This window comes from Streptomyces venezuelae, assembly GCF_008642375.1.
GTDB classification, from domain to species: domain Bacteria; phylum Actinomycetota; class Actinomycetes; order Streptomycetales; family Streptomycetaceae; genus Streptomyces; species Streptomyces venezuelae_G.
Window position 1 is genome coordinate 5,071,442 of the sequence record NZ_CP029194.1, and the last position, 20,745, is coordinate 5,092,186.

The window sequence follows — 20,745 nt, forward strand, 5'->3', positions numbered from 1 at the left end:
CCGTCGACCGGACGGCCGGTGCCGACCGCCACGGCCGGCCCACCGAGCCCGAGCGGGCCCAGCCGGTGGACCGCTCGGGATTGTCTCCGGCCGGGAGGCCGGGGACGACCACGAACGCACAGCCGGTCATCGCGTGGCCCCCGCCGTCGCCGCGATGCCCTTCGTCTCCGTCGTCCCCTTCAGGCCGGCCCTGCGGGCCGTGTCCGCCGCGCGGGCGCGGTCGGCCGCGGCGGCGTCCGGGTCGCCCGCTGCCTCATGGACGGCGGCGCGGCGGTGGAGCAGGTCCACGACGTCCTCGGCGACACCCAGGGAGGCGAACAGGGCCAGGGCCTCCGCGAGGAGGGGCAGCGGTTCGGGGGAGAGGGACGCCAGGCCCTCCAGGGCCGTGGCCGTCCCCCACCGGTCGCCGAGCGCCCGGAAGCCGGCCAGGGCCTCCGTCAGGAGCGCCTCGGCAGCCCGATCCGCGCCGTTCCTGTCAGCGGCCCCTGCCGCCGTCGCGGTCGCCAGGAAGGCGCGCCCCACGAGGACCAGCGAGCGGGACCAGGGGTCGTCGCCCATCGGCAGACCCTCGCCCGGGCCCACCGACGTCGACCACAGGAACGCCGTGTACGGCTGCCGGAGCGGAACCGTCCGCGCGGCCAGGAACTCCCGGGCACGCTCGACGTGTTCCCCCTCGCTCAGCCCCGCCGCCAGCACGCACAGCGCGTACTCCTCGCCCAGCTCCGCCGTCGGCTCCACCCGCTCCAGGAGCTCCGCGACCGGCGCCGCGACCCGGCCCCGGAGTCCGCGCAGCCACCAGTACGGGGTGAGCGCGGCCACCAGCCGCAGCCCGTCCTCCGGCGCGCCCCGCCGCAGCGCCGCCCGCAGGTTCGCGTCCTCGGCGTCCAGCCGGGCCAGCCACTCCAGCTGCGCGGCTCCGCGCAGTTCGGGGTCCGCGGCCTCCGCGAGCTCGCGGTAGTACGCGTGGTGGGCTCCGGTCGCCGGGTCCTCGTCGGGCAGCTGTCCGGCGGCGTAGGCGCGGATCGTCTCCAGCATCCGGTAGCGGCCGTCCCGCGCCTCCAGCAGCGACTTCTCCACCAGCGAGGCCAGCGCGCCGGCCCCCGCGCCGCACACCCGGGTCACCGCCTCCGCCGTAGCGCCGCCCCGGAACACCGAGAAACGGGCGGCCAGTTCCCGCTCGCCGGGTTCGAGGAGGGACCAGCTCCACTCGACCACCGCCCGCAGGGTCCGGTGGCGCTCCGGCGCCGTGCGGTCCCCGCGCGACAGCAGCTCGAAGCGTTCGAGCCGCTCGCCGAGGCCGTCGGCGAGCTCGTCGACGGAGAGCGAGCGCAGCCGGGCCGCCGCGAGCTCGACGGCGAGCGGCAGCCCGTCCAGCCCCGCGCAGAGCTCCGCCACGCGCGCGTGGCCCGTGAATCCGGGCCGCACGGCCGCGGCCCGCCGTACGAACAGCTCCTCGGCGGCCTCGGGCGTCAGCGCCCCGAGCGGCAGCAGCGACTCGCCGGTGATCCCGAGCGCCTCCCGGCTCGTCGTCAGGACCCGCAGCAGAGGGCAGGTGGCGAGCAGGCGGCGTACGAGGACGGCGGTCTCGTCGACGACGTGCTCGCAGTTGTCCACGATCAGCAGCACTGGCCGCCCGGCCAGCGCCGTTTCGAGTCGCTCCGCGCCGCCGCCCCGCACTCCGAGCGCCGCCGCGAAGGCCTCGGCGACCTCCCCGGAACCGCTCCGCCCGCCGCCCGCCACCGCCCCCAGGTCCACGAAGCGCACCTCGCCCGGCAGGGCCGTGCCCACCTCCAGGGCCAGCCGGGTCTTGCCCGCCCCGCCGGGCCCCACCAGGGTCACCAGGCGGGCGACCGTCACCAGCGAGGTCAGTCGGTCCCGCTCCTGCTCCCGCCCCACGAAGTCCGTCAGCGCCGCGGGCAAGGCCGGAACGGCCACCCGCTCCGGGCCCGTCCGTCCAGGGCCCGCCTCCCCGCCCCGCAGCAGTCCCAGGTGGATGGCGGACAGTTCCGGTGACGGGTCGGCGCCCAGTTCCTCCGCGAGAGCCGCCCGTACCTCCTCGTACACGGCGAGCGCCTCGGCCTGCCGCCCCGCCGCGCCCAGCGCCCGCATCTGGAGCCCGCGCAGCCGCTCGCGCAGGGGGTGCTCGCGGACCGCCGCCGCCAACTCCCGTACCAGCGAAGAGAGGTCCTCGCTTGAGGTACCCGAGGTACCCGAGGCCAGTTCCGCCGCCGCCCAGGCCTCCAGTGCGTCGAGCCGCAGCCCTTCGAGCCGGGCCGCCTGCCCCGCGGCGAAGGGCGCGTCCCGTACGTCGGAGAGCGCCGGTCCGCGCCACAGTCCGAGCGCCTCCCGCAGCAGGCCGGCGGCGTGCACGGGGTCGCCGGCCGCCCCGGCCCGGACACCCGCGCCGGTCAGCGCCTCGAACCGCAGTGCGTCCACGCCCTCCGCCGGGGCCCCCAGCGCCAGCCGGTACCCGGCGGGCGAGTGCTCCACCGCCACCCCCGGCGGCAGGACCCGGCGCAGCCGGGAGACCTGCGCCTGGAGCGCGCCCTGCGCACCGGCCGGCGGCTCGTCCCCGTACAGCCCGTCGACGAGCCGGTCCACGGGCACGGTCCGGCCCGCGTCGAGGAGGAGCCGGGCCAGCAGGGCGCGGACCTTGGGCCCGCCGGCGGCGGGTTCGGTGACGCCGGCGGGGTCGGACACCACGAGAGGCCCGAGAAGGCGGAAGATCATGGACCGGATTGTCGCGCGGAGGAGGGCGGTGCCTCCAGGCCTCCGCCTCAGGCTGCCGAGGCCCGCGACGCAGGGTTGCGGGCGGTCAGGGTCACTCCGGTCGCGACCGTGGCCGCCGCGACGAGGCCCGCGGCGAGGACCGCCCAGCGGCCCGCGAACGTACACAGCAGGATCGCGAGCGAGGCCACGGGCAGGACGAGCTGCTGGGCGATGCCGATCTTGAAGTAACGGGCGTGCAGCAGCCAGACGGAGAACAGGAAGACCGCCGACGGGATCGTCACGGCGGCGGACGCTGCGGAGGTGGAGATGTGGGCCTCGCCCACGGCCTGTTCGACGGCGATCTCCAGGCCCGCGCCCACCGCGGCGGCCGAGGAGAAGATGACGTAATGGCCGTAGCCCCACAGGAAGCCCTGGCGGCTGGAGGTCAGCCGGTCGTGGGCGGGCACGACGAAGTAGATCCACCATGCGGCGAAGACGAGCAGCAGGCCGCCGACGGCGATCGGCAGGAGCTCGCCGAGGGCGTCGTTCTCCGCGACACCGGACTTCACCGCGACGGTCGCCGCGGCGACGGTCTCGCCGAGGACGATGATGGTGAACAGGCCGTACCGCTCCGCGATGTGGTGCGGGTGCCAGGTGCTGGGCGCGTCCTTCTCCGCGTACACGGGCACGGCGAGCTCCGCCAGCACCATGACGAGGAAGACCCAGCCCCGGGCGGGCTCGGGAGCGAGGACGAGCGCGAGCCAGCCGATCTGGACGGCGACGACCCCGCCCGCGTACCGCCGGCACATCGTCCGCTCGGCGCGGTCGGTGGCGTGGTGGGCGGCGCGCAGCCACTGGAATGCGAGCGCGAGCCGCATGACGACGTAGCCGATGTAGACGACGAGGAAGTCGTGGTCCTGGAAGGCGCGCGAGACGCCGGCGGCGAGGACGAGGACGCCGGCGATCTGGACGAGTGTGACGACGCGGTAGAGGACGTCGTCGTTGTCGTAGGCCGAGGCGAACCAGGTGAAGTTCATCCACGCCCACCAGATGGCGAAGAACACCATCGCGTAGTCGAGGACCCCCTCGCCGGTGTGGTTCTCGGCGACCGCGTGCACGAGCTCCGCGCCCGCCTGCGCGACGGCGACGACGAAGCACAGGTCGAAGAAGAGTTCCAGGGGGGTGGCGGCCCGGTGGGACTCCTCGCGGGAGCGGGCGGTGAGGGGGAGAAACGGTTGTGTCATGCGCTCCAGAACAGCACAGCGCGGCGAGGCGCTCGCGGAGCCCTGCCGTCCGCCCCGGTCGTGGGTGACGGGACGGCGGCTCCGTCACCGCCGTACGGGTGTGGCGCTCCGTCAGGCGGCGTGCGCGCCGCGGCCGGCCGGCGCCGCCCCGGCGTACCGCGCCGCCACGAGACCGGCCAGGCGCGGATGGCCGGCGAGCGGCTCCCCGACCGCCCAGACGTCGGGGACCGACGCGGGGGCGCGGGTGAAGCGACCGGGGGCCGGCAGAGGGGCGGCGAGCGCGACCCGGCCGAAGCCGTGGTCGTGCAGGCGGGCGACGGCCTCGGCCGGTCCGGGGCGCTCGCCGAGCGGTACGCGGCGGTGACCGGCACGGGCAGGAGCATGCGCAGCTGCCGGACGGCCGTGAGCGTGCCGTCGTTGCCGCCGGGCCGGAAGGAGCCCGCCCCGGCGACGACGACGGCGTCGGCCGGGCCCCCGGCGGCCCGTTCTTCTCCGGCTTCTCCGGCTTCTCCGGTTCCTCCGGCCCTCCGCTGACGGGACCTAGGCCTGTCCGTCCGCCGACCATCGGCACTCACGCACCCCTCATGCGCGGACGCAGCCTGGAAGAGCAAGGGAAGCCCCGAAACGTCAGGGAAGCGCCATGAGTTCCGTAGCCCAGGACAGCAGAGCGGTCGGCCGGTCACCCGTCTCGTACGACCCGGAGCAGTACCGCCCGGGGAAGCCGATCACCGACTGGGAGCCCGAGAACGAGCTCTTCTGGAAGTCGATCGGCAAGAAGGTCGCCACCCGCAACCTGTGGATCGCGGTCCCCGCGCTGCTCGTGGCCTTCGTCGTCTGGCAGGTCTGGTCGGTCACCGCGACCAACCTCAAGGACGTCGGCTTCGGCTTCTCCACCTCGCAGCTGTTCTGGCTGACGGCCATCCCCGGTCTGACCGGCGGCACGGCCCGGATCCTCTACACCTTCCTCGGCCCGATGGTCGGCCAGCGCCGTTTCACCGCGCTGTCGACGGTCGTCCTGATCGTGCCGCTGATCTGGCTCGGCATCGCCATCCAGGACCCGACGACCCCGTACGGAGTGATGGTCGCCATCGCCGCCCTCTGCGGCATCGGCGGCGCGAACTTCGCCTCCTCCCTCGCCAACATCGGCTTCTTCTTCCCCAAGGCGAAGAAGGGCAGCGCGACCGGCATCAACGGCGGTCTCGGCAACCTCGGCGTCTCCGTCGTCCAGCTCCTGACCCCGATCGTCATCACCTGGTCGACCATCGCGATCGGCTCGGCCCAGCACAAGGCCGACGGCACCCCCGTCCACCTGCAGAACGCCGCCTTCCTCTGGGTCCCGGTGCTCCTGGTCCTGGCGGCCGTCGCCTGGTTCGGGCAGAACGACCTCCAGGTGGCCTCGACCCCGTTCAGTCAGCAGAAGATCATCTTCAAGCGCAAGCACAACTGGCTGATGACCTGGCTGTACGTCGGCACCTTCGGCTCCTTCATCGGCTTCGCCGCCGCCCTGCCGATGCTCATCAAGACCACGTTCCCGGACTACTCCGTCGCCACCTACGCCTGGATGGGCCCGGCCGTCGGCGCCCTCGCCCGCTGGGGCGGCGGCTGGATCGCCGACAAGTGGGGCGGCGCGCGCGTCACGATCCTGTCCTTCGTGGGCATGGCCGTCTCGATCATCGGAGTGATCGACTTCCTGCCCTCGGGCAGCGACGGCGGCTCCTTCTACGGCTTCTTCTTCTGCTTCCTCGCCGCGTTCTTCTTCTCCGGAATCGGCAACGGCTCGACCTTCCGGCAGATCCCGGTCATCTTCCGCAGCACCCACCTCAAGGGCCTCACGGAAGGCACCCCGGAATACACGAAGGCGCTGAAGCAGGCGGAAATGGAATCGGGTGCCGTCACCGGATTCACCTCGGCCGTCGCCGCCTACGGGTTCTTCTTCATCCCGGCCCTCTTCGCCTCGGTGGCCGTGACCAGCGCGATGTGGGGATTCGTCGCCTTCTACGTCAGCTGCATGGTCGTGACCTGGTGGTTCTACGCCCGCAAGAGCGCCGAGGCGCCCAGCTGAGCCCCGTATCCCACCCCTCTCGGAAGGTCCCGCCACGGCGGGGCCTTCCGGCATTCCGGGGACAGGACCAAAGCCCGTCGAGCGGTGACCAATGCCGACCGAAATGATCGATCAAAAGGAGTGAGATGGAGGTAAGCAACGACGCGATCGAATGATTCGAAGAAGGCGGTGCGGGACGTGACTGCTACCCCTGCTGAGGCAACGGTGACCGAGCGGGCCTGGAAGGGCTTCAAGGGCGGACTCTGGCGCGACGCCATCGACGTCCGCGACTTCATCCAGCAGAACTACACCCCGTACGAGGGCGACGACTCCTTCCTCGCCGGCCCCACCGAGCGGACCACCGCCGTGTGGAAGGCCATCACGGACGAGTTCCCCGAGGAGCGCGCCAAGGGCGTTCACGACGTCTCGTACGACGTCCCCTCCACCATCACCGCCCACGCTCCCGGCTACATCGACCGCGACAAGGACCTGATCGTCGGCCTCCAGACCGACGCCCCGCTGAAGCGCGCGATCATGCCGAACGGCGGCTGGCGCATGGTCGCCGGCGCCCTGGAGACCTACGGCTACCCGGTCTCCGAAGACCTGGAGAAGGTCTTCACCGAGTACCGCAAGACCCACAACGCCGGTGTCTTCGACGCGTACACCCCCGAGATCCGCGCCGCCCGCAAGGCCGGCATCGTCACCGGCCTCCCCGACGCCTACGGCCGCGGCCGCATCATCGGCGACTACCGCCGCGTCGCGCTCTACGGCGTCGACCGCCTCGTCGCGGTGAAGAAGGAGGAGAAGGAGGGGCTCGACTCCCTCCCCGCCGGTCACCGTTCGCTGGAGGAGACCATCCGTCTCCGCGAGGAGCTCGCCGAGCAGATCCGCGCCCTCGGCGAACTCAAGGCGATGGCCGCCTCGTACGGGCACGACGTCTCCGGCCCCGCCACCACGGGACGCGAGGCGATCCAGTGGCTGTACTTCGCCTACCTCGCCGCCGTGAAGGAGCAGAACGGCGCCGCGATGTCCCTCGGCCGGACGTCCACCTTCCTCGACGTCTACCTCCAGCGCGACATCGAGGGCGGTCTCCTCACCGAGGAGCAGGCCCAGGAGCTCGTCGACGACTTCATCATCAAGCTCCGCATCGTCCGCTTCCTGCGCACCCCCGAGTACGACGAGCTGTTCTCCGGCGACCCCACCTGGGTCACCGAGTCCATCGCCGGCATGGGCGAGGACGGCCGTCCGCTGGTCACCAGGACCTCCTTCCGCTACCTCCAGACCCTCTACAACCTCGGCCCGGCCCCCGAGCCGAACATGACGGTCCTCTGGTCGCCCCGGCTCCCGCAGGGCTTCAAGGAGTTCTGCGCGGAGGTCTCCATCGACACCTCCTCCGTCCAGTACGAGTCGGACGAGCTGATGCGCCCGCGCTTCGGCGACGACACCGCCATCGCCTGCTGCGTCTCCGCGATGCCCGTCGGCAAGCAGATGCAGTTCTTCGGCGCCCGCGTGAACCTCGCCAAGACCCTCCTCTACGCGATCAACGGCGGCCGCGACGAGAAGTCCGGCGCCCAGGTCGGACCGGCCACCGACGCCCTCACCTCGGACGTCCTCGACTACGACGAGGTCATGGCCAGGTTCGACGAGCAGATGGAGTGGCTCGCGAGCGTCTACGTCCACGCCCTGAACGTCATCCACTACATGCACGACCGGTACGCCTACGAGCGCATCGAGATGGCGCTCCACGACCGTGACGTCCGCCGCACCATGGCCTGCGGCATCGCCGGCCTCTCCGTCGCCGCCGACTCCCTCGCCGCCGTCAAGTACGCCAAGGTCACCCCGGTCCGGGACGAGACCGGTCTCGCGACCGACTACGTGATCGACGGCGAGTACCCCGCGTACGGCAACAACGACGAACGCGTCGACGAGATCGCGGTAGGGCTGGTCGAGGAGTTCATGCGGAAGGTCCGCAAGCACCCCACCTACCGGAACGCCGAACACACCCAGTCCGTCCTGACCATCACCTCCAACGTCGTCTACGGCAAGAAGACCGGCAACACCCCCGACGGGCGCCGCGCCGGCGAGCCCTTCTCGCCGGGCGCCAACCCGATGAACGGCCGCGACACCCACGGCTACGTGGCCTCGGCCCTGTCGGTCGCCAAGCTCCCGTACGAGGACGCCGAGGACGGCATCTCGCTCACCAACACCGTCACCCCCGACGGCCTGGGCCGCACCCCCGAGGAGCGGATCAGAAACCTCGCGGGCGTCCTCGACGGCTACATGGCCGGCGACGGCTTCCACATGAACGTCAACGTCCTCAACCGCGACGTCCTGAAGGACGCCATCGAGCACCCCGAGAACCACCCGCAGCTGACCATCAGGGTCTCCGGATACGCGGTCAACTTCGTCCGGCTCACCCGCGAGCAGCAGCTCGACGTCCTGAACCGCACCTTCCACGGCTCGCTGTAGCCCTCCCGGACCCGGGGCCGGTGGCCCTCACCGCCGGCCCCGGGCAGCGCCCGACACCTCCGAAGGAGGCCCTGCCATGACCACCCTCGCCCTCGGCTCCGCCACCCCGGTCACCCCGGCCGCCGCCGCGACCCAGCGGCCCTCCGAGGGCTCGGTCCACTCCTGGGACCTGTCCATCGGGGTCGACGGACCCGGCACCCGCTTCGTCACCTTCCTCTCCGGCTGCCCCCTCACCTGTCTCTACTGCCACAACCCCGACACCTGGAGGATGCGCAGCGGCAAGCGCACCTCCGCCGACGACCTGATCGCCGAGGCGTCCAAGTACGTCCGCTTCATCTCCGCCTCAGGCGGCGGCGCCACCGTCTCCGGCGGCGAACCGCTCCTCCAGCCCGTCTTCACCGGCGAGCTGCTGCACCGGATGAAGCACGAGCTCGGCCTCGACACGGCCCTCGACACCTCGGGCTTCCTCGGCGTCCGCGCCACCGACGCCCTGCTCCGCGACACCGACCTGGTCCTGCTCGACATCAAGTCCTGGGACCCGGACACCTACAAGAAGGTCACCGGCCGCCCGCTGCGGCCGACCCTGGACTTCGCCCGGCGCCTCGCCGACCTCGGCCAGGAGGTCCACGTCCGCTTCGTGCTCGTCCCGGGGCTCACCGACGACCCCGCCAACGTCGAGGGAGTCGCCGCCTTCGCCGCCGGTCTCGGCAACGTCTCCCGCGTGGACATCCTCCCCTTCCACAAGCTCGGCGAAGCGAAGTGGCAAGCACTCGCCAAGCCGTTCACCCTCCACGGCACCCCGTCCCCGACGCCCGAGCAGGTCGCCGCGGCCCGCGAGGTCTTCCTCTCCCACGGCCTGCACGCCGTCTGAGCGACGCCCTCACCCCGTAACCACGCAAAACAGGTAAAAGGGACCGTATGGTCTTACCGTGGCGGCGTGACCGAGCCACCACAGACAGCCGAGCCGACGCCCGGGCCGGACGATCCGGCCGCCAGCGCCCTTGCAGCGGGCGGCCCCGTCCCGGGAGAGCCACCGGCCGCCGGGGCTCCGCCGCAGACCCCCGCAGCCGTGCGCCGCCGCGCGTCCCTCGCGGGCGCCGTCGTGTCCGTGCTCCTGATCCTCGCGATCGTGCTCGGCAGCCGGCTGCTCCGCGACTTCGACTCGGCCCTCCTTCCGTACGCCGTCGCCACGGTCTTCCTCGCCTTCGGCGTCGCCTACCGGTACACCGTCTGGGTCTCCGCCCCCGGCGCCCGCCGCCTTTTCCGGAAGGGCTGGGGCTCCTTCTTCTCCGCCGCGAACTTCCGCAAGGCGCCCACCGCGCTGCCGAGGATGATCGCCACCTACCTCGGCTTCCAGAAGTTCCTCGGCGCCCGCTCCCACGCCCGCTGGGCCGCCCACCAGCTGGTCTTCTGGGGCTGCCTGCTGGCCGCCGCGATCACCTTCCCCCTCACCTGGGGCTGGTTCACCTTCACCTCGTCCACCGGCTCGGGACCCGGCTACGAGATGCGGATCTGGGGCTTGAAGGTCATCGGCTTCGACGCGCTCAGCGTCCTCGGCTGGCTCATGTTCCACGGCCTCGACATCGCGGCCGTCCTCGTCATCGCCGGCGCCTCCTACTTCCTCTGGCGCCGCATGAAGGACCGCGGCGCCATCACCGGCCAGCGCTTCGCCTACGACCTGATGCCCCTCATCTGCCTGGTCGTCATCTCGGTGACGGGGCTCCTGCTGACCTTCTCGTCGATCTTCCTGCACGGCGGCGGCTACGAGTTCCTCGCCGTCCTCCACATGGTGTCCGTGGTCTTCACGCTCATCTACATCCCCTTCGGGAAGTTCTTCCACATCGTCCAGCGGCCCGCGGCCGTCGGCATGCAGCTCTTCAAATACACCTCCCGCCGCGAGGACGAGTCCGTCCTCGCCTGCCGCCGCTGCCACGAGCCCATCGACACCGCCCCGTACGTCGAGAACCTCCAGGGCACCATGCGCGACCTCGACCTGGGCTTCGACGAGTGGGCCGAGTACTGCCCCCGCTGCAAACGCGTCCTCCGCGGCAACGCCTACCTCGACCACGTGAAGAAGGGCTTCAAGTGACCGCGACCGACCCCGCGACCACCTCCGGACGGCCGCTGCCGCTCGACCCCTCCCTCGCCCCGCCCGGCACCCGCGCCTTCCGTGACGCCGGCGGCATCCCGGCCGACCGCTGGCACGCCGACCAGAACGGCGAGACCCTCGTCCCCACCCACTGCTGCTTCTGCGGCGTCCAGTGCGGCATGTACCTCCGCGTCGACCGCGGCGGCAAGGTCTTCGGCGTCGAGCCCCGCAACCACGACATCAACCGCATGCGGCTCTGCCCCAAGGGCATCAACGCCTACCAGCAGGTCAACCACCCCGACCGGCTCACCGCACCCCTCATGCGACGGAACCGCGACGAGGAGTTCCGCGAGGTCAGCTGGGACGAGGCCCTCGACCACACCGTCGCCGAGATCCGCCGCATCCAGGGCGAGTACGGCAACGACGCCTTCGGTCTCCTCGGCGGCGCCAGCCTCTTCTCCGAGAAGACCTACCTCGTCGGCAAGCTCGCCCGCGTCGCCCTCAAGACCCGGCACGTCGACTACAACGGCCGCCTCTGCATGGTCTCCGCCGCCGGAGCCAACAAACTCGCCTTCGGCATCGACCGCGCCGGCAACCCCTTCTCCGACATCCTCCTCACCGACTGCCTCCTCATCGCCGGCTCCAACGTCGGCGAATGCTTCCCGGTCATGACCCAGTACCTCTGGGGAGCCCGCGACCGAGGCGCCACCCTCATCGTCGTCGACCCCCGCGAGACGGCCATCGCCCGCACCGCCGACGTCCACGTCGCGCTCAAGCCCGGCACGGACTCCGCCTTCTTCAACGCCGTCCTCCACGTCGTCGTCGCCGAGGGCCTCACCGACGAGGCCTACCTCGCCGCCCACACCACCGGCTGGGCCGAGGTCAAGACGACCGTCGCCGACTACCCGCCCTCCCGCGCCGCCACGATCTGCGGCGTACCCGAGGAGCAGATCGTCCAGGTCGCCCGCATGTTCACCGGCGCCGGCAAGGCCATGGCCTGGCACGCCCGCGGCGTCGAACACCACTCCCAGGGCGTCGAGAACTGCCTCTCGATCATCAACCTCTGCGTCGCCACCGGGAACATCGGCAAGCCCGGCGCCGGCTACGGCACCATCACCGGCCAGGGCAACGGCCAGGGCGGCCGCGAACACGGCCAGAAGTCCGACCTGCTGCCCGGCGGCCGCTCCATCACCAACCCCGAGCACCGCCGTCAGATCTGCGAGATCTGGGGCATCGACGAGGCCGAACTCCCGCTCGCCGGCACCTCCATGATGGAGATGGTCTGGCAGATGCAACGCCAGGAGATCCGCGGCCTCGTCGGCATCTGCAACAACCCCTTCGTCTCCCTCCCGAACTACGCCACCGTCAAGGACGGCTACGACACCCTCGAATTCCACGCCCAGTTCGACTTCTTCCTCTCCGAGACCGCCGCCAACGCCCATGTCGTCTTCCCCGTCACCGTCTGGGCCGAGGACGAAGGCGTCATGGCCAACGCCGAGGCCCGCGTCGTCAAACACAACAAGGCCCAGGAACCCCCCGCCGGGGTCCGCACCGACACCTGGGTCATGTGCGAACTCGCCAAACGGCTCGGCGCGGGCGACAAGTTCGACTTCCCGGACTCCCGCTCCGTCTTCGAGGAGCTCCGCATCGCCTCCGCCGGCACGGTCAACGACTACTACGGCATCACCTACGAACGCCTGGAGGAGACCGGCGGCATCGCCTGGCCCTGCCCCGGCACCGAGCACCCCGGCACCCCCCGCCTCTTCGAGGACGGCCGCACCTACCACCCCGACGGCATGATCCACATGCAGGTCGTCGAGTGGCACCCGCCCATGGACCCGTACAGCGAGGAGTACCCCCTCTCGCTCACCACCGGCCGGACCGTCGCCCACTTCCTCTCCGGCAACCAGACCCGCCGGCTCGGCGCCCTCGTCGAACAGACCCCCCGCCCCTGGGTCGAGGTCCACCCCTCGCACGGCTTCCGCAACGGCGACCCCGTCCGGGTCGTCACCCGCCGCGGCAGCGAGGTCTTCCCCGCCCTCGTCACCGAGGCCATCCGCCCCGACACCGTCTTCGTCCCGTACCACTGGCCCGTCCCCACCGCGGCCAACGCCCTCACCATCGACGCCCTCGACCCCCGCTCCAAGATCCCGGAGTACAAGGTCTGCGCCGCCCGCATCGAGGCCGCCGAACGTGTCGACGAGGTCCCCGCGCCGCCCACCGCCCCCGGCCAGCAGGCCTACCCGGAGACCCAGGTCTCCCGGCTCGACCCGCTGCCCCCGACCTCCCCCCAGGGCCGCGGCACCGCGGAGAGGAGCTGACCCGCACATGATGGGCCGCACGATCTTCATCGACCCGGGCCGCTGCATCGGCTGCCAGGCCTGCGTCTCCGCCTGCCGCGAATGCGACTCCCACCGCGGCAAGTCGATGATCCACCTCGACTACCCCGACGAGGGCCACTCCGTCGCCTCCCTCCCCACCGTCTGCATGCACTGCGAGGACCCCGTCGCCCCCTGCGCCGAGGTCTGCCCCGCCGACGCGATCCTCGTCACCGCCGACGGTGTCGTGCAGCAGGCCGACACCACCCGCTGCATCGGCTGCGCCAACTGCGTCAACGCCTGTCCCTTCGGCGTCCCCAAGATCGACCTCCAGGCGAAGCTCCAGATGAAGTGCAACCTCTGCTACGACCGCACCGCCTACGGCCTCGCCCCCATGTGCGCCACCGTCTGCCCCACCGGCGCCCTCTTCTACGGAACCCTCGAAGAGCTCCAGGCCGAACGCCCCGGCGTCCAGGTCGCCGACTCCTTCACCTTCGGCACGACCACCGTCACCACCGGTGTCGCCATGGTCGTCCCCGCAGACAAGGTCCAGTGGCCGGTCCCGGGCGGCCTGCCCGTCGTCGAGATCAATGGAAGGGATGTCCGTTGAGCGTCACCGACCCCCAGCCGCCCGCGCCGGACCCCCGCGCCGACGCGGCCCAGGAGGCGCTCCGCGACCGGATCGCCGCCGACTCCCTCACCACCCGCCGCGACTACCTGCGGATCGTCGCCACCGTCTCCGGCGGCCTGGCCGTCGGCGGCGTCGCCGTCGCCTCCGGCATCCTGCACCGCCACGGCGACGGCGACGGCGCCCCCGAGCCCAAGAAGGTCGCCGACCGGATCGAACCGGGGGAGTCGCTCGCCTTCCGCTACCCGGGCGACGAGGACCGGGCCATCGCCGTCCGCATGGACGACGGCACCCTCGCCGGCTACTCCGCCGTCTGCACCCACCTCGCCTGCGCCGTGCTGTGGCGCAAGGAGCGGGGGAGCGAGGGAGAGCTGTACTGCCCCTGCCACGAGGGGATCTTCGACGCCCGTACGGGAGAGGTCACCGCCGGCCCGCCGCCGCGGGGACTGCCGAAGGTGATCCTCGTCGAGCAGGTCGACGGCAGCGTCTGGGCCATCGGCACGGCCCGCTCGGGCGAGAGCCTCGTCGAGGGCTTCTGCCGCCAGAACGGCGACGACCGTCCGGGCTGCCCCGGCTTCGGCGCGGGAGGCCCGGCCGTCCCGGCGGGGAAGACGGCCGAGAGGAGTGAGCGGACATGAGCGAGACCCCCTTCCCGAGGGACCCCGGAGCCCCGGAGCCGACGCCCGAGCCACCCAGGCTTCCCGCGTACACCCCCGGCAGTGCCCAGCCGCGCCTGAACCGGCCGGTGCACGAGCGCTACCCGCAGATCCGGCCCACCAGCGGCTACGGGGACCCCCGGATCCGGCACACCGGGCCGGGCCCGGGAGCCGGTACGGAGCAGGAGCCGGAGCGCTCCTCGAAGCTGTCCGCCCGTCTCGCGCTGGCGCTCACGGTCGTCATCGGCCAGCTCTGGGGGCTGACGACCGTGGTGGACGAGTGGATGGCGGGCGACACCGGCACCGCGTGGTGGGGCGCCGGCTTCCTCGCCCTGTCGTTCCTGGTCGTGCTCGGCATCTGGCTCGTCGACCCGGAGGACCGCTGAGCCGGCGGCAGAGATTCGCTGATCAGAGGGGTACGGGGCGGCGGGAGCGGCGTACCCTGAAGGTATGAGTACCGCCCCCGCCCACGGACCGCGAGACGCGAAGCGCCCCGGCTCTCGACCCAGCTCCGAGAACGCACCGAAGCCGGTACTCGTCTTCGACGATCCGCTGGACCAGCAGTCCGCGGACGACACGGACCGCGGGTGGGGAGAGCGGCCTCCGGCCGGCGGCGACAGCGCCGCCGACCTCGCGCGCTTCCTCGACGAGAAGCCGCCGCACCACCTCTGATCCCGGCGCGCAGTGCCGGTCAGGAGGTGGAGTGCGTCCCCGGGGCCCCGCTTGAGCCCGACCCGTTGGAGCTCGGTGTGGCGCCCGTGCCCGCACCCACGAGCGGGCCGCGCTGGGCGACGAGGTGGTCGCGGATCTCCTTGAGCACCTCCAGCTCGCTGATCTCCATGGTCTCCGCGACGCCTTCCTTCGCCTTGTCGTGCGCCGCGCGCTTGGCGAGGATCCTGGCCATCGGCAGGACCATCAGGAAGTAGACGACGCCCGCGGTGATCAGGAAGCTCAGCATCGCGCTGAGGACCAGGCCCCACTGGAGCTGGACACCCTGCACCTCGCCGTTGACCACCGCGCAGGTGCCCTTGATGCAGGACGAGTAGCTCTCCAGGTCCTTCGTGCCGAAGGCGCCGACGACCGGGTTGATGATGCCCTTGACGACCGAGTTCACGATGTTGGTGAACGCGGCGCCGATCACGACCGCGACCGCCAGGTCGATCACGTTGCCACGCATCAGGAAGGCCTTGAAGCCTCCGAGCAAGCTTTCCTTCTTCTCGGTCACCAAGGTGCCTTTCGTTCTCGTCATGTGTGCTGTGTGCGGAGCCATTACGCCGTGAACGGCGCAGAGGCGTCCAATCCGTACACACGGACCGGTGACTTGACAGTGAGTCAGTACGAATCAGCACAGCGTCACCGCCAGTTGGGACGTGACACCGGCACCTGCCAGCGCCGCGGCCGTCGACCGCGGCACGGACAGGACGATGAGCGCCCCTCCGTCCGAACGAGTCTCGCCCGAGCGCGGGACTCCGGCCACTCGGGCGCCCTTCGCCACCACACGGGCCTCACCGCCGCCGCCCATCGGGGAGTTGGGGGCGGCGATCACGTCGACCCGGTCGCCGGCGCGCAGCAGCCGCACGGTCTCGGCGTCGGCGATACGCACCGGCGCGGACACGAGCCGGACCGCGGCGGGTGCGACGGGCGGCCGCGCGCGAGGGGTGGCGGTGGCGCCGGCCCCTGGCGGTGAGGCCCCTGAGCCGCTGGTCGCCACGGCCAGGGCGGCGACCGTCAGGGCGAGCAGCGCGACCGGGGTGCGCCGCCCTCGGCGCAGGACCCTGAACGGTCCGCGCCGCCCGCCCCGGCCCCGTACCGGCTCGAAGGGCGGCACCACGCACGGCGCCGGGACGGAGGGAAGCGGAGGGAGGAGGGGCGTGGTGGTGGTCGTGGTCGCAGTCATCGCGGGTACCGCCTGTCCTGGTCGGGAGATCGGGAGACCTGCCCTGGTCGGGAGATCGGGAGAAGAGCCACGCCCCACTCTCCCGGCCCCGCCACCTCCCCGCTCCGGCCTGGGGATCACCCGCCGCCTGTGGACAACTCCCTCACCCCTGAGGGTGGTTCGCGGCGGCTACGGCAGCTCGATCCCCAGCTTCCAGCCGTCGTGCGCGTGCGTGCACAGGCAGTCCCGGTCGACCGTCGCCGGGAGCGTGCCCACCGCGTCGAACAGCACGTCCCGCAGACGCCCGACGTTCTCGCCGAACACCCGCATCACCTCGGTGTGGGAGACGCCCTCGCCGGTCTCGGCGCCCGCGTCCAGGTCAGTGACCAGCGCGAGCGAGGTGTAGCAGAGGCCCAGCTCGCGGGCGAGGACCGCCTCGGGGTGCCCCGTCATCCCGACGACCGACCAGCCGGCGGCGGCGTGCCACCGCGACTCGGCCCGGGTGGAGAAGCGGGGGCCCTCGACCACGACCATCGTGCCGCCGTCCACCGGCTCCCAGCCCCGCCCCCGTGCGGCCTTGACCGCGACCCGCCGCCCGTCGGGGCAGTACGGGTCGGCGAAGGTCACGTGGACGACGTTCGGCACGGCTCCATCGGCCCGCGGTTCCCCGTCGAAGTACGTCTGCGCCCGGGTCTTCGTCCGGTCGACGAGCTGGTCCGGCACGACGAGGGTGCCCGGCCCGTACTCCTCCCGGAGCCCGCCGACGGCGCAGGGCCCGAGGACCTGCCGGACGCCCACGGATCGCAGGGCCCAGAGGTTGGCGCGGTAGTTGATCCGGTGCGGAGGGACGGTGTGGCCGCGGCCGTGACGAGGGAGGAAGGCGACCCGTCGGCCGGCGATCTCGCCGAGGAAGAGGGAGTCGCTGGGGCTGCCGTACGGGGTGTCCACGGACACCTCCGTGACGTCCTCAAGGAAGGAGTAGAAGCCGGAGCCGCCGATCACACCGATGTCCGCGTACGCATCATGGGTCGCCATGGCGATCACCCTACGGGCGGTGCGGGGAAACGCCGAGGGCCCCGTCGCCCTATGGCGACGGGGCCCTCGGCGAGGAACCGGATCAGGCGGCCGAGCTGGAGCTCCCGGCGCTCGACGACGAAGACGAAGCCGAGGACGACGCGGTGGCGGTCGAGCTCGACGCGGCCGGCTTCGCGTCCGACGTCGAGGACGACGAGGACGAAGACGACGGGGTCGAGGACTTCGACGCGGCCGGCGAGCTGCTGGACGACGAGCCGCGGCTGTCGTTCCGGTAGAAGCCGGAGCCCTTGAAGACGATGCCGACGGCCGAGAACACCTTCTTCAGGCGTCCCTTGCAGCTGGGGCATTCGGTCAGCGCGTCATCGGTGAACTTCTGCACCGCCTCGAGGCCTTCGCCGCACTCGGTGCACTGGTACTGGTAGGTCGGCACTTGACTTCCTCCTGGCACTCACACTCATCGAGTGCTAACGACGATCCATACTGACGTATTCCGTGGGATCAGTCCACCGCCACCGGCACGCGGTGACCGATACCACGTGCCGCGACCCGGCTGGTCTCGCGCGGCTTCAGCCGCGACCGGAGGGCGAGGAGCGTGCCCAGGGCGAGGACGGTGCCGGCCATCGGGACCAGGAATCCGGCGCTGGATCCCTGGGAGTCGGCGAGGCGGCCGGCGATCGTGACGGCCGCGGCCTGGCCGAGCGCGACGGCGCCGGTGAGCCAGGTGAAGGCCTCGGTACGGGCCGACGCCGGGATCAGGGTCTCGACGATGGTGTAGCCGGTGATCAGGGCGGGGGCGATGCACAGACCCACGACCAGGCCCAGGGCGCCGAGGAGGAGCACCGAGTGCGCGGTCCACAGCAGGGAGGCCGCGACCGTGAGGCCGGCGTAGCCGAGGATCATCCGGCGGCGGGGGCCTGCCTTCCAGGCGACGGCGCCCATCGCGATGCCCGCGAGCATGTTGCCGGCGGCGAAGATCCCGTACAGCAGGCCGTTGGCGCCGGGGTTGCCGATCTCCTCGGTGAAGGCGGTCAGGGAGACCTGCATGCCGCCGAAGACGGAGCCGATGCCGAGGAAGGCGACGATCAGGACGCGGACACCGGGGATGGAGAGGGCCGAGCGGTGGGGTTCGGCGGCGGCCGCGGAGATCCCGAACGCGGGCTGGGTGGCGCGCTGCGCGGCGAAGAACAGGCCGCCGACGAGGGTGAGGGCGGCCTCGGCGATCAGGCCCGCGGCCGGGTGGATGCCGGTGCACAGGGCGGTCGCGAGGACGGGTCCGACGACGAAGGTGAACTCGTCGGTCACGGACTCGAAGGCCGCGGCGGTCGGCATCAGCGGGGTGCCGTCGAGCTTCGCCGCCCACCGGGCCCGGACCATCGGTCCGACCTGGGGCACGGACGCGCCGGCGGGCACGGCGGCCAGGAACAGCGCCCACAGCGGGGCGCCGCTCAGGGCGAGCACGACCAGCAGGGAGACGGACGCGGTGTGGACGAGGACGCCGGGGATCAGGACGGCGCGCTGGCCGAAGCGGTCGGCGAGCTTGCCGCTCTGCGGCGCGAAGAGCGCCATGGAGACGCCGGTGACGGCGGCGACCGCGCCGGCGCTGCCGAAGGAGCCGGTGGTGTGCTGGACGAGCAGGACGATGCCGATGGTCAGCATCGCGAAGGGCTGCCGGGCGGCGAAGCCGGGGAGCAGGAAGGACAGCGCACCAGGGGTGCGCAGCAGCTGCCCGTAGCCGGGCCGCTTGTCCGAGATGACCGTGGACGCCACGGTCCTGGCCTTTCTGCCGCCTGGTAGCGCGCCCCGGCACGGTGGTGCGGGTGTCGCCGAGAGCTGTCCTCATGCGCGTTACTGCGGTAGATACCGGGCCGGCCCCACTGCGGAGGGGCGCCACGGCCGCCATACGGTCGCGCCAGCTCTGCGTCAGGCAGAGTTGGTTCGATCAGGTGTGCCTTCATGCTACAGGGAAGAGCGTCTTCCCGCCTGGGAAAACGCTCCCGCACCCGAAATAATGCCTGCGATTAACCGGACGTTTTCTTCCGTCCGCCGGTCTGTCCGCCGGTCTGTCCGCCGGTCCGTCCGCCGGTCCGTCCGCCGATCCGTCCGCCCGGCGTGTGGAACCGCATCGCCGTCCCGCCGGTGGTCGTGGACAGCTCCTTGCCGCCGCCCGTGCCGAGCCAGCCGGCGAGCTTGCCGCCCTGGCCGACGGCCCGCAGGCGCCGCTCCGTGGCGTCCCGCACGGGGTCGGTCGCGACGACGAGCAGCTCGTCGCCGCGGCGCAGGACGGTCGCGGGACCCGGTACGAAGCTCTTGTCCTCGCGTACGACGAGGGTGACCGCGGCTCCGGCCGGGAGCCGCAGCTCCGCGACCTCGACGCCGTGCATCCGCGAGTTCTTGGGGATGGCGACGGAGAGCAGGTGCCCGCGCAGCCGCTCCAGCGGCGCGGACTCGACGCCGAGGTCGGCGGCCTCGGACGAGTCGCCCAGCTTCAGCGCCCTGGCCAGCCAGGGCAGCGTCGGCCCCTGGACCAGGGTGTAGACGACGACGAGGACGAAGACGATGTTGAAGATCCGCTCGCTGCCCTCGATCTGCGACACCATCGGGATGGTGGCGAGGATGATGGGGACGGCTCCGCGCAGGCCGGCCCAGGACATGAGGGCCTGCTCCTGCCACGGGATCCGGAAGGGCGCCAGGCTGACCAGGACCTCCATCGGCCGCGCGACCATCGTCAGGACGAGGCCGATGACGACGGCGGGCCAGAAGTCGTGGACGAGCTCGTGCGGGGTGACGAGCAGGCCGAGCAGGACGAACATGCCGATCTGGGCGATCCAGCCGAGCCCCTCGGCGAAGCCGCGGTTGGCGGGCGCGTGCGGCAGCTTGGCGTTGCCGAGGATCATCGCGGCCAGGTAGACGGCGAGGAAGCCGGAGCCGTGGGCCAGCGCGCCGGCCGCGTACGCCACGACCGCGATGGCCATGACGGCGATCGGGTAGAGGCCGGAGGCGGGCAGGGCGACGTGCCGGAGGCCGTACGCGCCGAGGAAGCCGACGGCGAGGCCGACGGCGACGCCGATGGCGAGCTCCAGGGCGATCGTCCCGACGAGGACGTACCAGGAGTCGACGGGGCCGGCGGTGGAGAAGGCGACGACGAGGATGACGACGGGGGCGTCGTTGAAGCCGGACTCGGCCTCCAGGACGCCGGTGACCCGGGACGGCAGCGGCACCTTGCGCAGCACGGAGAAGACCGCGGCGGCGTCGGTGGAGGAGACGACGGCGCCGATGATCAGCGCCTGCCGCCACTCCAGGCCGACGAGGTAGTGGGCGGCCGCGGCCGTGATGCCGACGCTGACGGCGACGCCGACGGTGGAGAGGACGACGGCGGCCGGCAGGGCCGGCCTGATCTCCTTCCACTTCGTGCCGAGGCCACCCTCGGCGAGGATCACGACGAGGGCCGCGTAGCCGATGACCTGGGTCAGCTCCGCGTTGTCGAAGGCGACGTTGCCGATGCCGTCCTGTCCTATCGCGACGCCGATCCCGAGGTAGAGCAGCAGGCTGGGGAGCCCGCTCCGCGACGAGATCCGCACGGCCGCGACGGCGATCAGCAACACCAGCGAGCAGATGAGCAGTAGTTCGTTGAGCTCGTGGACAGTCAGTGGCCGTTCCTTCCCCTCGCATGCAGCTGGATC

18 protein-coding genes are annotated in these 20,745 nt (G+C 72.0%); 10 read left to right on the plus strand and 8 right to left on the minus strand.

Annotation, left to right across the window (positions count from 1 at the left end):
- Positions 1–126 precede the first annotated feature (126 nt).
- Both DEJ46_RS40535 and DEJ46_RS23420 read right to left on the minus strand, forming a co-directional pair.
- On the minus strand, positions 127–2,730 hold the full coding sequence (locus tag DEJ46_RS40535) for an ATP-binding protein (protein WP_150269341.1): 2,604 nt from the start codon (positions 2,728–2,730) through the stop codon (positions 127–129).
- Positions 2,731–2,777: 47 nt separating this feature from the next.
- Positions 2,778–3,953, minus strand: coding sequence for a low temperature requirement protein A (locus DEJ46_RS23420; RefSeq protein ID WP_150269343.1), 1,176 nt, complete (start codon positions 3,951–3,953; stop codon positions 2,778–2,780).
- 120 nt (positions 3,954–4,073) lie between these two features.
- Here DEJ46_RS23420 and DEJ46_RS23425 point away from each other — a divergent pair, with 120 nt between their 5' ends.
- The 10 genes from DEJ46_RS23425 to DEJ46_RS23470 all read left to right on the plus strand — a co-directional run bounded on the left by DEJ46_RS23425 (position 4,074) and on the right by DEJ46_RS23470 (position 14,826).
- Complete coding sequence (locus DEJ46_RS23425; RefSeq protein WP_150269345.1) at positions 4,074–4,487, plus strand: hypothetical protein; 414 nt, start codon at positions 4,074–4,076, stop codon at positions 4,485–4,487.
- A gap of 106 nt (positions 4,488–4,593) precedes the next feature.
- Positions 4,594–6,015 carry an MFS transporter gene (locus DEJ46_RS23430; RefSeq protein WP_223835008.1) on the plus strand — a complete coding sequence of 474 codons (1,422 nt, stop codon included), beginning with the start codon at positions 4,594–4,596 and terminating at the stop codon, positions 6,013–6,015.
- 177 nt (positions 6,016–6,192) lie between these two features.
- Positions 6,193–8,463, plus strand: a complete 2,271-nt coding sequence (gene pflB, locus DEJ46_RS23435) for a formate C-acetyltransferase (RefSeq protein WP_190622848.1) — start codon at positions 6,193–6,195, stop codon at positions 8,461–8,463.
- Between the two features lie 76 nt (positions 8,464–8,539).
- Positions 8,540–9,334, plus strand: a complete 795-nt coding sequence (pflA, locus tag DEJ46_RS23440) for a pyruvate formate-lyase-activating protein (RefSeq protein ID WP_150269349.1) — start codon at positions 8,540–8,542, stop codon at positions 9,332–9,334.
- Positions 9,335–9,400: 66 nt separating this feature from the next.
- On the plus strand, positions 9,401–10,552 hold the full coding sequence (locus DEJ46_RS23445) for an MFS transporter (protein ID WP_150269351.1): 1,152 nt from the start codon (positions 9,401–9,403) through the stop codon (positions 10,550–10,552).
- A complete protein-coding gene (locus DEJ46_RS23450; protein WP_150269353.1) occupies positions 10,549–12,873 on the plus strand; it encodes a molybdopterin oxidoreductase family protein in 2,325 nt (774 codons plus the stop codon). Before DEJ46_RS23445 ends, DEJ46_RS23450 begins: the two co-directional genes overlap by 4 nt.
- Before the next feature lie 7 nt (positions 12,874–12,880).
- Positions 12,881–13,480, plus strand: a complete 600-nt coding sequence (locus tag DEJ46_RS23455; protein ID WP_055642974.1) for a 4Fe-4S dicluster domain-containing protein — start codon at positions 12,881–12,883, stop codon at positions 13,478–13,480.
- Positions 13,477–14,136: a ubiquinol-cytochrome c reductase iron-sulfur subunit gene (locus DEJ46_RS23460; RefSeq protein ID WP_150269355.1), complete on the plus strand. Its 660-nt coding sequence runs from the start codon at positions 13,477–13,479 to the stop codon at positions 14,134–14,136. Before DEJ46_RS23455 ends, DEJ46_RS23460 begins: the two co-directional genes overlap by 4 nt.
- The gene (locus DEJ46_RS23465; protein ID WP_150269357.1) at positions 14,133–14,540 is read left to right on the plus strand and encodes a DUF6755 family protein; all 408 of its coding nucleotides are present in this window, start codon (positions 14,133–14,135) and stop codon (positions 14,538–14,540) included. The genes DEJ46_RS23460 and DEJ46_RS23465 overlap by 4 nt, the downstream gene beginning before the upstream one ends.
- 64 nt (positions 14,541–14,604) lie before the next feature.
- On the plus strand, positions 14,605–14,826 hold the full coding sequence (locus tag DEJ46_RS23470) for a hypothetical protein (protein WP_150269359.1): 222 nt from the start codon (positions 14,605–14,607) through the stop codon (positions 14,824–14,826).
- Positions 14,827–14,845: 19 nt separating this feature from the next.
- Here DEJ46_RS23470 and mscL read toward each other — a convergent pair whose 3' ends face one another.
- From mscL to DEJ46_RS23505, 6 genes are all read right to left on the minus strand, one after another.
- Positions 14,846–15,403 (minus strand): large conductance mechanosensitive channel protein MscL, encoded by a 558-nt coding sequence (gene mscL, locus DEJ46_RS23475; protein ID WP_223835010.1) that lies wholly within the window; start codon positions 15,401–15,403, stop codon positions 14,846–14,848.
- Between the two features lie 93 nt (positions 15,404–15,496).
- Positions 15,497–16,051 carry a hypothetical protein gene (locus DEJ46_RS23480; RefSeq protein WP_150269361.1) on the minus strand — a complete coding sequence of 185 codons (555 nt, stop codon included), beginning with the start codon at positions 16,049–16,051 and terminating at the stop codon, positions 15,497–15,499.
- Positions 16,052–16,219: 168 nt separating this feature from the next.
- Positions 16,220–17,065: an S-methyl-5'-thioadenosine phosphorylase gene (locus DEJ46_RS23485; protein ID WP_150269363.1), complete on the minus strand. Its 846-nt coding sequence runs from the start codon at positions 17,063–17,065 to the stop codon at positions 16,220–16,222.
- Positions 17,066–17,147: 82 nt separating this feature from the next.
- Complete coding sequence (locus DEJ46_RS23490; protein ID WP_150269365.1) at positions 17,148–17,495, minus strand: FmdB family zinc ribbon protein; 348 nt, start codon at positions 17,493–17,495, stop codon at positions 17,148–17,150.
- Positions 17,496–17,563: 68 nt separating this feature from the next.
- Entirely contained in the window at positions 17,564–18,832 is a 1,269-nt protein-coding gene (locus tag DEJ46_RS23495) for an MFS transporter (protein ID WP_150269367.1), read from the minus strand.
- 251 nt (positions 18,833–19,083) lie between these two features.
- Complete coding sequence (locus DEJ46_RS23505) at positions 19,084–20,667, minus strand: potassium/proton antiporter (RefSeq protein ID WP_263411755.1); 1,584 nt, start codon at positions 20,665–20,667, stop codon at positions 19,084–19,086.
- Between the last annotated feature and the right edge of the window lie 78 nt (positions 20,668–20,745).

Excerpts from the sequence above, each read along its gene's own strand:
- DEJ46_RS40535 (WP_150269341.1), bottom strand. The coding sequence starts at position 2,730 with ATGATCTTCCGCCTTCTCGGGCCTCTCGTGGTGTCCGACCCCGCCGGC.
- DEJ46_RS23420 (WP_150269343.1), bottom strand. The coding sequence starts at position 3,953 with ATGACACAACCGTTTCTCCCCCTCACCGCCCGCTCCCGCGAGGAGTCC.
- DEJ46_RS23430 (WP_223835008.1), top strand. The coding sequence starts at position 4,594 with ATGAGTTCCGTAGCCCAGGACAGCAGAGCGGTCGGCCGGTCACCCGTC.
- pflA (WP_150269349.1), top strand. The coding sequence starts at position 8,540 with ATGACCACCCTCGCCCTCGGCTCCGCCACCCCGGTCACCCCGGCCGCC.
- DEJ46_RS23455 (WP_055642974.1), top strand. The coding sequence starts at position 12,881 with ATGATGGGCCGCACGATCTTCATCGACCCGGGCCGCTGCATCGGCTGC.
- DEJ46_RS23465 (WP_150269357.1), top strand. The coding sequence starts at position 14,133 with ATGAGCGAGACCCCCTTCCCGAGGGACCCCGGAGCCCCGGAGCCGACG.
- DEJ46_RS23470 (WP_150269359.1), top strand. The coding sequence starts at position 14,605 with ATGAGTACCGCCCCCGCCCACGGACCGCGAGACGCGAAGCGCCCCGGC.
- mscL (WP_223835010.1), bottom strand. The coding sequence starts at position 15,403 with ATGACGAGAACGAAAGGCACCTTGGTGACCGAGAAGAAGGAAAGCTTG.
- DEJ46_RS23480 (WP_150269361.1), bottom strand. The coding sequence starts at position 16,051 with ATGACTGCGACCACGACCACCACCACGCCCCTCCTCCCTCCGCTTCCC.
- DEJ46_RS23485 (WP_150269363.1), bottom strand. The coding sequence starts at position 17,065 with ATGGCGACCCATGATGCGTACGCGGACATCGGTGTGATCGGCGGCTCC.